This window comes from Bacillus sp. GM2 (assembly GCF_056155945.1).
In genome coordinates this window covers 1,877,313-1,892,810 of sequence record NZ_JBRKSZ010000007.1, presented here as the reverse complement: position 1 = coordinate 1,892,810, position 15,498 = coordinate 1,877,313, and the positions used below count along the sequence as shown (strand labels likewise).

The following is a 15,498-nucleotide window of genomic DNA, read 5'->3' as shown; positions in this document are numbered from 1 at the left end:
CTTAAAGGTAATAGAGGTTTCTATTGCCTTTTCATCTTGCGTAAATTTAAATCAAAGAAAGTCTTTTTCACTTATACGGAATTGGGTGTGTTTTATGATACGGAGTATGACCGGTTTCGGCAGCGCGAGCAAAACGAAGGATGGGCTGACAGCAGCTGTTGAGCTGAAATCTGTCAACTATCGGTTTAAAGAAGTAAACGCCCGCATGCCAAGACCTTTGCTCTATTTAGAAGACAAAATAAAGCAAACGATTTTTAAACATATACAAAGGGGGCGGCTGGAGCTGTTTGTTTCCGTTGACGACGAGGCTCTGGTCACCCGGAAAATCCAGGTTGACTGGCCGCTGCTTGAAGAGTACCAGAAAGCCGCGCGCGAAATGAAAGACCGCTGCGGGCTTTCTGGAGACATCACGCTTCAAGACGCCTTTCAGTTTGAGCATGTCATCCAAGTTGAAGAAGAGCCAATCCAAAATGACAAGCTTGAAGAGGTTCTTCTGGAAGCGGTCGAGGCTGCCGTTCTAGAATTGTGCAGCATGCGCGAAGCGGAAGGGCTGAGGCTGAAGGACGACTGCCTTCAGCATATTGAAAGGCTTGAAAAGCTGACAGACGACATCGCAGAGCTTGCTCCCAAGGTCGTCGACCACTATCGGGAACGCCTTGAGGCGCGGCTTGAAGAATGGTCAACAGACGGTCTCGATGAAAGCCGCCTGCTGACGGAAGTCGCACTGTTTGCAGACCGTTCGGATATCACGGAAGAAGTGACGAGGCTGAAAAGCCATTTCCGCCAGTTCCGCGATATTTGCAAAGCGGGAGGAGCCGCGGGGAGAAAGCTCGATTTCCTCGTCCAGGAGCTCAACCGTGAAGCGAACACGATCGGTTCAAAAGCGAATGATCACCAGATCACAAAACATGTGGTCGAAATGAAAAGCTCTATTGAAAAAATAAAAGAACAAGTGCAAAATATAGAATAGCGATTGTGCGTATTGTTTACGGATGTTCTCTGCAGGTTAAACTAGAGACGTCCAAGTACAGGGGGAACGTATAGGATGACGATTAAACTGATCAATATCGGCTTTGGAAATATCATATCCGCGAATCGGCTGATCTCGATTGTGAGTCCTGAGTCCGCGCCTATTAAGCGGATGATCCAGGATGCCAGAGACCGCGGCATGCTTATAGATGCTACATATGGAAGAAGAACCCGTGCGGTTGTCATTATGGACAGTGACCATATCATCTTATCTGCCGTCCAGCCTGAGACAGTAGCACAAAGGCTTTCCGTTAAAGAAGAAATTATGGATGAAGGGCAGGGATAAGAGCTTTATGAAAGAAAGAGGTTTGTTAATCGTTCTCTCCGGCCCTTCCGGCGTCGGAAAAGGAACAGTCAGGCAGGCGCTGTTTGCTCAGGAGGACACAAAATTTGAATATTCGATTTCGGTGACGACAAGAAAACCGCGTCAAGGCGAAAGAGACGGCGTCGACTACTTTTTTAAGACGCGCGAAGAGTTCGAAGAGATGATCGAGAACAACAAGCTGCTCGAATGGGCCGAATATGTCGGCAACTATTACGGAACACCCGTTGACTACGTCGAACAGACGCTTGAAAGCGGAAGGGACGTTTTTCTTGAAATCGAAGTCCAGGGTGCGCTGCAAGTCAGAAAGGCATTTCCTGAAGGCTTGTTTATCTTTTTGGCGCCTCCGAGCCTCGCCGAATTGAAAAACCGGATTGTCACAAGAGGGACAGAAACAGAAGCCCTGATCGAAAACCGGATGAAAGCGGCGAAGGAAGAAATCGAACTGATGGACGCCTATGACTATGTTGTCGAAAATGACAGCATTGAGCTTGCGTGCGAAAGAATCAAAGCAATCGTTCTCGCCGAACATTTACGGCGCGACCGAGTTGCTCCAAGATATAAGAAAATGCTGGAGGTTGAATAAATATGCTAGATCCGTCAATTGACTCTTTAATGAACAAACTGGATTCAAAATACACGCTCGTTACCGTATCCGCACGGCGCGCCCGCGAAATGCAGATGAACAAAGACGCGCAGATCGAAAATCCGAAGTCGCATAAATTTGTAGGCAAAGCATTGGAAGAAATTGATGCCGGACTGCTTACATTCGAAAAGGAAAATCGCTAATAGCCTTAAAAATAGCAACCTATACACTAGGTTGTTATTTTTTTCAGGGCTGGCGAACAGAACATAAGGGGGAGAAATACGATGCTGAAAAATCGCAACATCCTGCTGGGAGTAAGCGGAGGAATCGCGGTATACAAAGCGGCCGCCTTAACGAGCAAGCTCGTGCAGGCAGGAGCCAATGTGAAAGTCATCATGACAAAATCCGCCTGTGAATTTGTGTCTCCGCTCACCTTTCAGGCGCTTTCGCGCAATGAAGTATATACCAATACGTTCGAAGAACCGAATCCCCGTGTCATCGCCCATATCGATGCCGCAGATTGGGCGGATCTCGTGATCGTTGCTCCGGCTACGGCCAATGTGATCGGAAAACTCGCCTCAGGCATCGCTGACGACATGCTGACGACGACGCTTTTGGCGACGACAGCGCCGGTGTGGATCGCTCCGGCGATGAACGTTCATATGTACGACCACCCGGCCGTTCAGCGGAACATCAGCGTTCTTTACAAAGACGGCTACCGGTTTATCGAACCGAGTGAAGGCTACCTTGCGTGCGGCTATATCGGCAAAGGCAGACTGGAAGAGCCTGAGCGGATCGTCCAGTTGGCAGAGTCGTATTTTTCAAGCGAAAAAAGCGGTTTGCTTGAAGGAAAGCGCGTCGTAATTACAGCGGGGCCGACAAGAGAACAAGTCGATCCCGTCCGCTTTTTCTCCAACCGTTCGACAGGGAAAATGGGCTATGCTTTCGCTGAGGAAGCGGCACGAATGGGAGCGCACGTGACGCTGATTGCAGGCCCGACATCGCTTGATGATCCCGCAGGGGTCGACGTGATTCATGTTCAGTCCGCAGAAGATATGTATCAAGCGGCTCTGTCTGTTTTCGATGAGAGCGACATCGTCATTAAAACAGCAGCTGTCGCTGATTACAGGCCAAAACATGTCCACGATCAAAAAATGAAGAAAAAGGACGGCGGCCTCGTCATTGAGCTTGAACGGACGAAGGATATTTTAAAAGCGCTGGGAGAGCGGAAAACAAAGCAAATCTTGGTCGGCTTTGCAGCCGAAACGCAGCACGTCGAAGACTATGCCAAACAAAAGCTGGAGACGAAAAATCTCGATATGATTGTCGCTAACAATATCACGGCTGAAGGCGCCGGTTTTGGAACGGAAACCAACATCGTGACGGTGTTTCATCGAGACGGCAAAAAGACGGCGCATCCTCTAATGTCAAAGCGGGAGGTTGCCGCCGCAGTCTTGAAGGAAGCCGCTGAGCTTGCCGGACGGAGCGGGACGTCTTCATGAACTTCGCTGAAGTGATCGTCGATGTTACAACGAAAAATATCGACAGACCGTTTGATTACCGCATCCCCGACAAATTCAAAGGTATGATTAAAAAAGGGATGCGCGTGATCGTTCCGTTCGGCGCCCGCAAAATCCAGGGATTTGTCACCAGCGTGAAAGAATCGTCGGAGCTTGCCGGCCGTTCGGTTAAGGATATCGAGGATATCCTTGATCTGGCGCCCGTTTTGACGGAGGAGCTGCTTGAGCTGTCAGACTGGCTGACAGAAAAAACACTTTCTTTTAAAATTACGGCTTTGCAGGCGATGCTCCCCGCGGCTATGAAAGCAAAATACGGCAAAGAAATCAAGGTGATCGGCGATAAACCGCTTCCCGAACCGCTAAAAACCTTGTTCTCGCAAAAAGAGACGCTTTCTTATTCCGATATAAATGACCACGGAACATTAAAGCTGATTCAGCGCCAGGTTCAAGAAGGCAATCTTGAAGTGGCGTATAAAGTAAAGCAGAAAACAAACAAAAAAATGCGGAGAATGATCGCCCCCCTTTGCGCGAAAGAACATTTAAAAGAAGCGCTTGCCGGCCTCTCTCCGCAAGCTGTCAAACAAAAAGCGATCCTTCAGTTTTTCATCGACCGCAAAGAGGGCGGCGCTGTTCCGGCAAAGGATCTGATCGACAAAACGGGGGGCTCTTCCGCGTCCTTGAAAGCGCTCATCGACAAGGGGCTGTTAAAGGAAAGCGAAGAGGAGGTTTACAGGGATCCTTATCAGGACAGAATGTTCAAAAAAACCGAACCGCTTCCGCTGACTGAAGAGCAGGCGCAGGCCTACGAGGCGATAGCGGATGCAATCGAAGAAAAGCGGCACGATGTGTTTCTTCTTCACGGAGTGACCGGAAGCGGAAAAACGGAAGTCTATCTGCAATCGATCGAAAAGGTGCTGGAAGCCGGCAAAGAAGCGATCGTTCTCGTTCCGGAAATTTCCCTGACGCCGCAGATGGTCAACCGCTTTAAAGGGCGCTTTGGCTCGCAGGTAGCCGTACTGCACAGCGGGCTTTCAACAGGAGAAAAATATGATGAATGGCGGAAAATCCACCGCAAAGAAGTCCGGCTTGTCGTCGGGGCGCGCTCGGCGATTTTCGCGCCGTTTGAAAATCTCGGCATGATTATAATTGATGAAGAGCACGAAACATCGTACAAGCAGGAGGAGATGCCGAGATACCATGCGAAAGAAGCGGCGATTCAAAGGGCCAAATACCACCGGTGTCCGGTCGTGCTCGGCAGTGCGACGCCGACGCTCGAATCGTTCGCGAGGGCGAAAAAAGGCGTGTACAAGCTTCTTTCTCTCAAGCACCGCGTCAATCACCAAGTCATGCCTGACGTGTCTCTCGTCGATATGAGAGAGGAACTGCGCAGCGGAAACCGCTCGATGTTTTCCAAAGACTTAATGGCCGGGCTTGAGGAAACTCTTGAAAAAGGAGAGCAGGCCGTTCTGTTTTTAAACAAAAGAGGCTATTCCTCATTTGTCATGTGCAGGGACTGCGGATATGTCATCCAGTGTCCTCATTGTGAAATTTCATTGACGTACCACAGGTATGGACAGCGTCTGAAGTGCCATTACTGCGGCTATGAAACCGGCATGCCGTCAAGCTGCCCCGAATGCGGAAGCGAGCATATCCGCTACTTTGGTACAGGCACACAGCGGGTCGAAGAAGAATTGACGAAGGTTCTGCCGGCTGCAAGGGTGATCCGCATGGATGTCGATACAACCTCAAGAAAGGGAGCGCATGAAAAGCTGCTCACATCCTTTGGCAGAGGCGAAGCCGATATCCTGCTTGGAACGCAGATGATCGCCAAAGGGCTCGATTTCGAAAACGTCACGCTCGTCGGTGTCTTGAGCGCGGATACGATGCTTCACATCCCCGATTTCAGAGCCGCTGAAAAAACGTTCCAGCTGATGACGCAGGTGAGCGGAAGAGCGGGGCGCCACGAAAAGCCGGGCAAGGTGATCATTCAGACGTACACACCGTCCCATTACAGCATTCAGCTCACAAAAACGCATGATTATGAAACATTCTTCCGGCAGGAGATGCTGCACAGAAGGGAACAGGCCTATCCTCCATATTATTATTTGGCGCTGGTCAGCGTATCGCACGAGGAAGTGACGAAGGCGGCACTCGTGACTGAAAAAATCGCCACCTATTTAAAAAAGAACATTTCAAGCGAGGCGAAGATTCTCGGCCCTGTCGCATCTCCGATCGCCAGGATTAAAGATAGATATCGCTATCAATGCGTGATAAAATACAAACAGGAAAACCAGCTTACATCGTTGCTTAAAAACATTATGGATCATTACAAACGAGACATTGAACAAAAGCAATTGGCGATTTCGATCGACATGAATCCATATATGATGATGTAAAAATAACAGTGTGATGGAGGGCTTTTAGATTGGCAGTAAAACCGATCGTAACGTATCCGGCGGAGGTTCTTGAAACCCCTGCCGAACCCGTTGCGTCTTTTGATAAATCATTAAAGAAACTACTCGACAATATGTATGATACGATGCTTGAGCTGGACGGAGTCGGACTGGCCGCTCCGCAAATCGGCGTTTCAAAAAGAGCGGCAGTCGTCGATATCGGCGATGACACGGGAAGAATTGAACTGGTCAACCCGGAGGTCATCGAAGAGAGCGGTGAACAAACGGGTCCTGAAGGCTGTTTGAGCTTTCCTGATCTATACGGTGAAGTGAAGCGTTCCGATTATGTAAAGGTCAAGGCGTTCGACCGCCGCGGGAAACCGTTTACGATTGAAGCTGAGGGCTTTTTGGCGCGTGCGCTGCTGCACGAAATCGACCATTTGGACGGTATTTTATTCACATCAAAAGTAACGCGCTATTATGATGCGGAAGAACTTGAGGAAATGGAAGGATGATTGGATGACAAGGATCGTTTTTATGGGAACGCCGGATTTTTCCGTCCCGGTGCTCGGCACATTGATTGATGACGGCTATGAGGTAGTGGGTGTCGTCACCCAGCCTGACCGCCCGAAAGGCAGAAAAAAGGTGATGACTCCGCCGCCTGTCAAGGAGGAAGCGCTGCGCCGCGGCATTCCCGTGCTCCAGCCTGAGAAAGTGAGGGAAGAAGCGGAAACGGACAAGATTTTGGCGCTTGAACCCGATTTAATCGTAACGGCGGCATTCGGACAGATCCTGCCGAAAAAGCTCCTCGATTATCCGAAATACGGCTGTATCAATGTCCATGCCTCTCTTCTGCCGGAGCTGCGCGGAGGAGCCCCGATCCATTACGCCATTCTGGAAGGCAAAGAGAAAACAGGCGTGACGATCATGTACATGGTCGAAAAATTGGATGCAGGCGATATGCTCGCCAAGGTTGAAGTTGACATCGAAGAAACAGATAATGTCGGCACGCTCCACGATAAGCTGAGCAAGGCCGGAGCTGCGCTTCTTTCCGAAACGGTTCCGAGAATCATTGACGGTTCGGTAACCCCGGAAAAACAGGATGAACAGAAAGCGACATACGCGCCGAACATTAAACGCGAGCAGGAACTGATCGACTGGTCTAAGCCCGGCGAAGTCCTGTACAACCAAGTCAGAGGCTTGAATCCTTGGCCTGTCGCATACACGGTCTTAAACGGCCAGACGCTGAAAGTATGGGCTGCGAAAAAATGCGAAGCCTTAAAACAGGCAGAGCCGGGAGAAATCGTCTCCGTTGAAAAAGACGGCATTGTCGTCGCTACCGGAAATGGCACCGCGTTAAAATTAACGGAAGTGCAGCCTGCGGGCAAAAAAAGAATGAAGGCCGAAGATTTTGTCAGGGGAGCGGGTCTTCAAGCCGGAATGAAATTGGGTCATAGCGATGAAAAATAATGTGAGGGAAGTCGCGCTTGATGCACTGATTAAGCTTGACCAGAATCAGGCATACAGCAATCTTTTGCTTCAGTCTGTCATGAAAGCGAACGATTTAAGCGACAAAGACAGAGGCCTTTTGACAGAACTCGTTTACGGCACCCTTCAAAACAAGCTGGCGCTCGATTATATGCTGAAGCCGTTTATTAAAAAGCCGGAAAAAGTGAAAGACTGGGTCATCCATCTGTTGAGAATGTCGCTGTACCAGATGGAATACCTGGAGAAAATCCCTGACCGGGCCGCCCTTTTTGAAGCTGTTGAAATCGCTAAAAAACGCGGGCATAAAGGAATTTCTTCATTTGTTAACGGCGTTCTGCGCTCTGTTCAGAGAGAAGGCGTGCCTTCTTTTGCTGATATTGCCGACCCGGTTGAACGCCTTGCGGTTGAGACAAGCCATCCGGAATGGCTTGTCAGGGAATGGACCGATGCCTACGGGTTCGAAGCGGCAGAACAAATCTGCCGGATTCACATGATCCCGCCGAAGCAGACGATCCGCGTCAACAGGCTGAAACACGACCGGGATACGCTTCTTTCCCGCCTGAATGAAGCGGGGATTGAGGCGGAAGAAGGCGACTTGTCCGAAGACGCTGTCAAACTGCAAAAAGGAACGATTGCGTCCACTCCTTTTTTCAAAGAAGGCGAAGTCACCATACAAGATGAAAGCTCAATGCTGGTAGCGCGAGCCCTCGGTCCTGAACGGGGAGAAACGGTGCTGGACGCCTGCGCAGCGCCGGGAGGAAAATCCACTCATATCGGCGAACTGCTCGAAGATACGGGAAAGATCATTTCCCTTGACCTTCATCAGCATAAAGTAAAGCTGATCAAAGAAGCGGCAGGCCGGATCGGGCTTTCCAACATTGAAGCAAGAACGCTGGATGCCAGAAAAGCCGGCGAAGCCTTCGAACCGGAGCAGTTTGACCGGATTCTCGTCGACGCTCCGTGTTCGGGCTTCGGTGTCATCCGCAGAAAACCGGATCTCAAATACAGCAAAACGCCCGAAGACAGCGCGCGTCTCGCTGGGATTCAGCTGGCGATTTTAAACGAAATCGCACCTTTATTGAAAACAGGCGGGACATTGGTCTACAGCACATGCACAATGGACCCGACCGAAAATGAACAAGTCATGCATGCTTTTTTGAAAGAACACGACGAATTTGAAGCAGACCCCACCCTCGCCGAGCGGCTGCCCGAAAAAGCGGCGCCGTATGTCAAGGATGGAAGCATTCAAATCCTTCCCCACTACTTCGGAACGGACGGCTTCTTTATTTGCAGCATGAGAAAGAAGGGATCACAATAATGGAATCGAAACAAAAAGTAAGAAAAGAATTGCGGGCAGAAAGACCGTCCATCTATTCTTTTGAAATAGAAGAACTGAAAAACTGGCTTTCGGAAAACGGCGAAAAGCCTTTCCGCGCCGCGCAAATATTCGAATGGCTTTACGAAAAGAGAGTCACGTCATTTGAAAAGATGACAAACCTTTCAAAAGAGCTGCGGACAAAGCTGAACGAGCATTTCGTATTAACGACACTGAAAACGGCCGTCAAGCAGACTTCACAAGATGGAACAATGAAGTTTTTATTTGAGCTTCATGACGGCTACACGATCGAAACCGTATTAATGCGGCACGAATATGGCAATTCTGTTTGTGTAACGACACAGGTGGGCTGCCGAATCGGCTGTACGTTTTGCGCGTCGACCCTCGGCGGCTTAAAGCGGAACCTGGAAGCCGGAGAGATCGTCGCACAGGTTGTCAAAGTGCAGCAGGCGCTTGATGAAACAGATGAACGCGTCAGTTCCATCGTCATTATGGGAATCGGCGAGCCGTTCGATAATTTTCAGGAAATGCTTGCATTCCTGAAAATCGTCAACCATGATAAAGGGCTGAATATCGGGGCGCGCCATATCACCGTATCAACGAGCGGGATCATTCCGAAAATCTATGAGTTTGCAGACGAGAAGCTGCAGATCAACTTTGCGATTTCTCTGCACGCCCCGAACACTGAGATCAGAAGCCGGCTGATGCCGATCAACAGAGCCTACAAGCTGCCGGAGCTGATGAAAGCGGTCGATTACTACATTAAGAAAACCGGCAGAAGGGTTACGTTTGAATACGGGCTTTTCGGCGGTGTTAACGATCAGGTTGAACACGCGGAAGAGCTGGCTGAATTGCTAAAAGGAATCAAATGCCACGTCAACTTGATTCCGGTCAACTATGTACCTGAACGAGACTATGTCAGAACACCGAAAGAACAGATTTTCGCCTTTGAAAAAACATTAAAGTCTCATGGAGTAAATGTCACGATCAGAAGAGAGCAAGGCCATGATATTGACGCTGCCTGCGGACAGCTTCGTGCAAAGGAGCGCCAGGAAGAGACGAGGTGAATCAAGGTTGAAAACAGCCTTAAAAACGGACAGGGGAAAAATACGCCAGCACAATGAAGACGATGCCGGCATTTTCACAGAAAAAAACGGACTGGTTTTAGCTGTTGTCTGCGATGGAATGGGAGGTCATCTGGCCGGCGACGTTGCCAGCAGGATGGCCGTCTCAGCCCTTCGGGATATCTGGGAGGAAACCGAAGAAGTCCCGGCTTCGCCGGCTGAATGCGAAGCTTGGCTGAAAGAGCAGATTTCAGCCGTCAACCAAAAACTTTTCGACCATGCGAGGGCGCATGAAGAGTGCCAGGGAATGGGAACAACGGTCGTCTGCGCTTTATACACGGGAAAAACGCTGACAGTCGCCCATATCGGAGACAGCCGCTGCTATCTCCTGCAAGGCGGCCATTTCATACAGCTGACGGAAGATCACTCGCTTGTCAATGAACTCGTGCGGACAGGGGGGATTTCGAAGGAAGATGCCGAACACCATCCGCGGAAGAACGTGCTGACAAAAGCGCTTGGCACTGATCCGGAAGTGAAGGTTGAAGCCCATACTTTTGAAATCGAACCGGGCGATCAAGTTCTATTATGCTCTGACGGGCTGACGAATAAAGTAGACGATGAGTCACTGAAGGATATGCTGACAGCTCTTTCTTCTGCGGAGGAGAAAGCGGAACAGCTCGTTCAGCTGGCCAATAACAACGGCGGCGAGGACAATATCACCGTCGCGCTATTGGAACTTCCTTCTCAAATAGAAGAAGGTGAAGACAAGTGTTAATCGGCAGACGGATCAGCGGACGTTACGAAATCCTGCGCGCCATCGGCGGCGGGGGGATGGCGAACGTTTATTTAGCGCTGGACATCATCCTCGACCGTGAAGTCGCGATAAAAGTGCTGCGGTTTGACTTCGTTCACGATGCCGATTTTATCAGGCGGTTCAGAAGGGAAGCGCAGTCCGCTGCAAGCCTCGACCACCCGAATATCGTCAGCATTTATGATGTCGGAGAAGAAGATGACATCTATTATATCGTGATGGAGTATGTCGAGGGGATGACCCTGAAAGAATACATAAACCGAACAGGCCCGCTTCATCCAAAAGAAGCGGTCCAAATCATGGAGCAGATCGTATCCGCCATCGCACACGCCCATGATAACCAGATTGTTCACCGGGATATTAAGCCCCACAACATTTTGATCGACCATATGGGCCACATTAAAGTGACCGATTTCGGCATCGCCATGGCGCTCAGTTCGACGACCATCACGCACACCAACTCGGTTTTGGGCTCTGTCCATTATTTGTCGCCCGAACAGGCGAGAGGCGGATTGTCTACGAAAAAATCCGATATCTACTCGCTCGGCATCGTGCTTTTCGAGCTGCTGACGGCGCGTATGCCGTTTGAAGGAGAATCGGCGGTCAGCATCGCGCTGAAGCATCTGCAATCAGAAACGCCGTCGGTGAAAAGGTGGAACCCGGCTGTGCCGCAAAGCATAGAAAACATCGTCCTGAAAGCGATGGCAAAAGATCCATTCCACCGCTATGAAGCGGCCGAAGAGATGGAATCCGATTTAAAAACGGCTTTCGACCCGGACAGGCTCAACGAAAAGCGATTCACGATTCCAGCTGATGATGAGATGACGAAAGCTGTTCCGATCATCAAAAACCTGCCGGAAGACGAGAGCGGCGACAAGTCCGGCGACGGAGAAGCGGAAGCGGCTCCGTTATCAAAGAAAGAAAAGAAGAAGCAGTCAAAAGCAAACAAGAAGAAAAAAAGAAAGAAATGGCCGCTTATATTGCTGACGGTGTTTTTCGTTCTCGTTGTGTCAGCCGTCTTGGCTTTGACGGTGTTTCCGTCGCTCTTTATTCCAAAAGATGTAGCCGTTCCCGATGTAGCAGGCCTTGAGTATGAAGAAGCCGTCATCAAGCTTGAAGACGAAGGGTTTGAAGTGGATCCGAATGCTGAAGACATTGCCGACGATAAAATTGAAGAAGGGCTGATCGTGAAAACGGACCCTGCAGCCGGCGATATCGTAAAGGAAGGCTCAACTGTTAAGCTTTATAAAAGCTCAGGGAAAGAGAAAACAGAAGTGGAAGATGTGGTCGGCCAGAAAGTCGATGCCGCCAAAAAGCTTCTCGAGCAAAAGGGCTTTAAAAACATCAAGACAGAAGAAGTGCACCATGAAGAAGAAGCGGGTACCATCATCGAACAGGACCCTGCAGCCGGCACCGAAATCGTTGCCGCCGACGACGAGATCAAATTAACGGTCAGCCTCGGTCCGGAAGCCATTACTTTAAGGGATTTAAAAACATACAGCAAACAGGCGGCTTCGGGCTATTTGGACGACCATCAGCTTGTCCTTGTCGAAAAGGAGGCGCATTCTGAAGATGTGCCGGAAGGTCAGGTCATCAAACAAAAGCCGGGGGCGGGGGCATCCGTCAAGCCGGGAGACAAAGTCGAGGTTACGTTTTCGCTCGGACCTGAGAAAAAACCCGTCAAAACGGTGACCGAGAAAATTGATATCCCTTATGAACCGGGAGCGGAGGGCGAAGAACAAAACGTCCAAATTTCGATCGATGATGAAGAACACAGCATTTCCGACGTCTATGAAAATTTTAAAATCACGGCGCCGGCAGAGCGGACGATTAAATTCAGGATTGCGCCCGGGCAAAAAGGGTATTATCAAGTAACGATCAACGATAAAGTAGTCAGGTCAAAAACGATTGAATATCCTGAGGATGAATAAGGGAGGTGCGATATGCCTGAGGGCAAAATCATTAAAGCATTAAGCGGATTTTACTATGTTTTGGATGGTGATCAGATCATTCAGTGCAGGGGAAGAGGGGTTTTCAGAAAAAATAAAATCACCCCTCTCGTCGGCGACGATGTCGTCTACCAGGCCGATAACGATAAAGAAGGCTACATTCTCGAGATTAAAGACAGATTCAATGAATTGGTCAGACCTCCGATCAGCAACGTGGATCAGGCGGTTCTCGTGTTTTCGGCAAAAGAGCCGACATTCAGCACGTCGCTATTGGATCGTTTTTTAGTGCTGGTTGAGGCGGGTGGCATCAGGCCGATCATATGCATTACGAAAATGGACCTCGTGGATGATGACGCGCTCAAAGAGCGGATTCACCAATATGCCGATGACTACCGGAACATTGGGTACAGCGTCTATATGACATCGATGAAAAACGGAAGCGGCATCGAAGACATCGTCTCCCATTTTCAAGACAAAATCACCGTATTCGCCGGCCAGTCCGGCGTGGGCAAGTCTTCGCTTTTAAATGCGATCAGCCCCGACCTTGAACTGAAAACCGCCGGGATTTCCGCTCACTTGGGAAGGGGAAAGCATACGACCCGCCATGTGGAGCTGATCGATATAAACGGCGGGCTCGTCGCCGACACCCCGGGCTTCAGCTCGCTTGAGTTTGCCGGTATTGAAGCTGAAGATTTAGGGTCTGCGTTTTTGGAAATCAGCGAAAAAAGCGCCGAATGCAAGTTCCGCGGGTGCCTGCATATGAAAGAGCCGAACTGCGCCGTCAAACGCGCCGTGGAAAATGGTGAAATCGCCCAGTATCGCTACGACCATTATGTTGAATTTTTAACAGAGATCAAAGACAGAAAGCCGAGGTATTAAGATATGGTATATGTTGCTCCTTCGATTCTTTCAGCCGATTTTGCCCGTCTAGGGGAAGAGATTCGGGATGTTGAACAAGGCGGCGCCGATTTCATCCACATCGATGTGATGGACGGCCATTTCGTTCCCAACCTGACCATCGGGCCGCTTGTAGTGGAAGCCGTCCGCCCGATCACAGAACTTCCGCTCGACGTTCATTTAATGATTGAAGCGCCTGACCGCTATATACCTGCTTTTGCAAAAGCGGGCGCCGATATTTTGTCCGTCCATGTTGAAGCGTGCCCGCACCTTCACAGGACGATCCAGCTCATCAAAGAGCAAGGAGTCAAAGCGGGTGTTGTCTTGAATCCGCATACCCCTGTGCAGCAGATCGAGCATGTGCTTGAAGACCTTGATCTCGTACTATTGATGACAGTGAATCCGGGCTTCGGCGGACAGTCGTTTATTTCCTCAGTCCTGCCGAAAATCAGGCAGGTCAAGGAGATGGCCGAGCAAAAAGGGCTCGCCGACCTGCTGATTGAAGTGGACGGCGGCGTCAACAAAATGACGGCAAGACAGTGTATCGAAGCAGGGGCAAATCTGCTTGTTGCGGGCTCTGCCGTTTATAACGAAAAAGACCGCAAAAAAGCCATTTCCGATATAAAAGGTGCGCTTGGGTAAGGTTTCCCGATGAAAAAGAGCCGGCTTTCTCAAGCTGCGCTCTTTTTTTACGGCGTTTACAGAAAGGACAATGCGATGAAAACGATCAATATTGTAGCGGGAGGTCCCGATCATCTCATTCCCGACTTGCTGCAGTATCAGGACGGCGATGCGCTTTGGGTCGGGGTTGACAGAGGTGCTGTAACCCTTTTGGCAGCGGGGATCGTGCCTGATGAAGCGTTCGGGGATTTTGACAGCATCACAGACGAGCAAAAAAAAGCGATTGAAAAGGCGGCTCCCCGCCTCCATATTTATCAGGCGGAAAAAGATCAGACGGACTTGGACCTTGCGTTGAGCTGGGCGGTCGGACAGCGGCCTTCATGCATTAGAATGTTCGGCATTTCGGGAGGCAGAGCAGACCATTTTCTCGGGAATCTGCATCTCCTTTACACCGCGATGAAGCAAAACGTCAAGACCGTCATGATCGACCGCCAAAATACGATCAGCATGCACCCCCAAGGCTCTTACACCGTCATGCGTGATCAAACAACACCGTACATTTCATTCCTGCCGTTTACGGAGACGGTAAAAAACCTTTCCCTCGAAGGATTTAAGTATTCTTTAAATAAGTGTCATATTGCTCTAGGTTCGACACTATGTATTAGTAACGAACTCATCCATTCACAAGGTGCTTTTTCGTTTTCTGAAGGCATATTAATAATGATAAGAAGCACTGATTAAATATCCTGGCGCTTCCGCTCGCTTTGTGTTTGGGATCCGATGTTGAAGGTGGATGCGGTTGCGGACTCTTTGAGGAGGGAAGGGAATGAAATTTTACACCATTAAATTACCGAAGTTTTTAGGGGGAATCGTCCGGGCGATGCTTGGCTCGTTTCGCAAAGACTAAGAAGCGCCGGGTGCGCTTTTTTTGCGGAGCGGGTCAAAGGGCTCTCCCCGGATGGCAAGCAAAAGAACGAAAAAACGCCTGCCTAAAGCGTACAGTCGCTCTTGGCAGGCGTTTATTTTTTCTTATACACGCTCAACTTTTCCAGATTTCAAAGCTCGAGCAGATACATATACTTTTTTAGGCTTGCCGTTCACAAGGATGCGCACTTTTTGAACGTTAGCGCCCCATGTGCGTTTAGAAGCGTTCATCGCGTGAGAACGAGAGTTGCCAGAACGTGATTTTCTGCCTGTAATAACGCATTTACGTGCCATTTGTTTCCCTCCTAACTATCAAAAAAAACATCATCATTCATTATCAGTTGATCACCTGTGATGCTTCAGATACTTTAATAATTTACCACAGCTGAAAACCGTTTGCAACTATTGATTGCTCTGCTTTCAAGAAAAATCCCTTGACATCTTGAAAAAATGAACGCGCTGTAGTATAAGTAGGGTTAGGTTTGGAGAGAAGCCTGCCTGTTCTTTTAAAAAGAAGGTCCTTATAGTAGAATGATGTTAACCAGAGGTCAGAAGCGA

The 15,498-nt window shown here is 49.5% G+C and carries 17 protein-coding genes; 16 read left to right on the top strand and 1 reads right to left on the bottom strand.

Annotated features, from left to right (window positions below; genetic code table 11):
* Positions 1–94 precede the first annotated feature (94 nt).
* From ACVC9U_RS10600 to spoVM, 16 genes are all read left to right on the top strand, one after another.
* The gene (locus tag ACVC9U_RS10600; RefSeq protein WP_003181655.1) at positions 95–970 is read left to right on the top strand and encodes a YicC/YloC family endoribonuclease; all 876 of its coding nucleotides are present in this window, start codon (positions 95–97) and stop codon (positions 968–970) included.
* Between the two features lie 75 nt (positions 971–1,045).
* On the top strand, positions 1,046–1,315 hold the full coding sequence (gene remA / locus ACVC9U_RS10595) for an extracellular matrix/biofilm regulator RemA (RefSeq protein ID WP_003181657.1): 270 nt from the start codon (positions 1,046–1,048) through the stop codon (positions 1,313–1,315).
* Between the two features lie 7 nt (positions 1,316–1,322).
* On the top strand, positions 1,323–1,937 hold the full coding sequence (gene gmk, locus ACVC9U_RS10590; RefSeq protein WP_003181659.1) for a guanylate kinase: 615 nt from the start codon (positions 1,323–1,325) through the stop codon (positions 1,935–1,937).
* Between the two features lie 2 nt (positions 1,938–1,939).
* Positions 1,940–2,140, top strand: coding sequence for a DNA-directed RNA polymerase subunit omega (gene rpoZ / locus ACVC9U_RS10585; RefSeq protein ID WP_003181661.1), 201 nt, complete (start codon positions 1,940–1,942; stop codon positions 2,138–2,140).
* Between the two features lie 81 nt (positions 2,141–2,221).
* A complete protein-coding gene (gene coaBC / locus ACVC9U_RS10580) occupies positions 2,222–3,439 on the top strand; it encodes a bifunctional phosphopantothenoylcysteine decarboxylase/phosphopantothenate--cysteine ligase CoaBC (RefSeq protein ID WP_003181663.1) in 1,218 nt (405 codons plus the stop codon).
* Positions 3,436–5,853 carry a primosomal protein N' gene (gene priA, locus ACVC9U_RS10575; protein WP_011197970.1) on the top strand — a complete coding sequence of 806 codons (2,418 nt, stop codon included), beginning with the start codon at positions 3,436–3,438 and terminating at the stop codon, positions 5,851–5,853. The genes coaBC and priA overlap by 4 nt, the downstream gene beginning before the upstream one ends.
* A 29-nt stretch (positions 5,854–5,882) precedes the next feature.
* Positions 5,883–6,365, top strand: a complete 483-nt coding sequence (def, locus tag ACVC9U_RS10570; RefSeq protein WP_009328532.1) for a peptide deformylase — start codon at positions 5,883–5,885, stop codon at positions 6,363–6,365.
* 4 nt (positions 6,366–6,369) lie between these two features.
* Positions 6,370–7,320, top strand: a complete 951-nt coding sequence (gene fmt, locus ACVC9U_RS10565) for a methionyl-tRNA formyltransferase (protein WP_441390792.1) — start codon at positions 6,370–6,372, stop codon at positions 7,318–7,320.
* Positions 7,310–8,656 carry a 16S rRNA (cytosine(967)-C(5))-methyltransferase RsmB gene (gene rsmB, locus ACVC9U_RS10560; protein ID WP_145645631.1) on the top strand — a complete coding sequence of 449 codons (1,347 nt, stop codon included), beginning with the start codon at positions 7,310–7,312 and terminating at the stop codon, positions 8,654–8,656. The genes fmt and rsmB overlap by 11 nt, the downstream gene beginning before the upstream one ends.
* Positions 8,656–9,741, top strand: a complete 1,086-nt coding sequence (rlmN, locus tag ACVC9U_RS10555) for a dual-specificity RNA methyltransferase RlmN (RefSeq protein WP_217626288.1) — start codon at positions 8,656–8,658, stop codon at positions 9,739–9,741. Before rsmB ends, rlmN begins: the two co-directional genes overlap by 1 nt.
* A gap of 7 nt (positions 9,742–9,748) precedes the next feature.
* Entirely contained in the window at positions 9,749–10,513 is a 765-nt protein-coding gene (locus ACVC9U_RS10550; RefSeq protein ID WP_096748456.1) for a Stp1/IreP family PP2C-type Ser/Thr phosphatase, read from the top strand.
* Positions 10,507–12,480: a Stk1 family PASTA domain-containing Ser/Thr kinase gene (pknB, locus tag ACVC9U_RS10545; protein ID WP_096748088.1), complete on the top strand. Its 1,974-nt coding sequence runs from the start codon at positions 10,507–10,509 to the stop codon at positions 12,478–12,480. Before ACVC9U_RS10550 ends, pknB begins: the two co-directional genes overlap by 7 nt.
* Before the next feature lie 12 nt (positions 12,481–12,492).
* Entirely contained in the window at positions 12,493–13,377 is an 885-nt protein-coding gene (rsgA, locus tag ACVC9U_RS10540; RefSeq protein ID WP_096748089.1) for a ribosome small subunit-dependent GTPase A, read from the top strand.
* 3 nt (positions 13,378–13,380) lie between these two features.
* Complete coding sequence (gene rpe, locus ACVC9U_RS10535; RefSeq protein ID WP_039072720.1) at positions 13,381–14,037, top strand: ribulose-phosphate 3-epimerase; 657 nt, start codon at positions 13,381–13,383, stop codon at positions 14,035–14,037.
* Positions 14,038–14,112: 75 nt separating this feature from the next.
* On the top strand, positions 14,113–14,757 hold the full coding sequence (locus ACVC9U_RS10530; RefSeq protein ID WP_096748457.1) for a thiamine diphosphokinase: 645 nt from the start codon (positions 14,113–14,115) through the stop codon (positions 14,755–14,757).
* Positions 14,758–14,842: 85 nt separating this feature from the next.
* On the top strand, positions 14,843–14,923 hold the full coding sequence (gene spoVM / locus ACVC9U_RS10525; protein ID WP_003221545.1) for a stage V sporulation protein SpoVM: 81 nt from the start codon (positions 14,843–14,845) through the stop codon (positions 14,921–14,923).
* A gap of 122 nt (positions 14,924–15,045) precedes the next feature.
* Here the strand turns inward: spoVM and rpmB are convergent, their stop codons facing one another.
* Complete coding sequence (rpmB, locus tag ACVC9U_RS10520) at positions 15,046–15,234, bottom strand: 50S ribosomal protein L28 (protein ID WP_003181685.1); 189 nt, start codon at positions 15,232–15,234, stop codon at positions 15,046–15,048.
* Between the last annotated feature and the right edge of the window lie 264 nt (positions 15,235–15,498).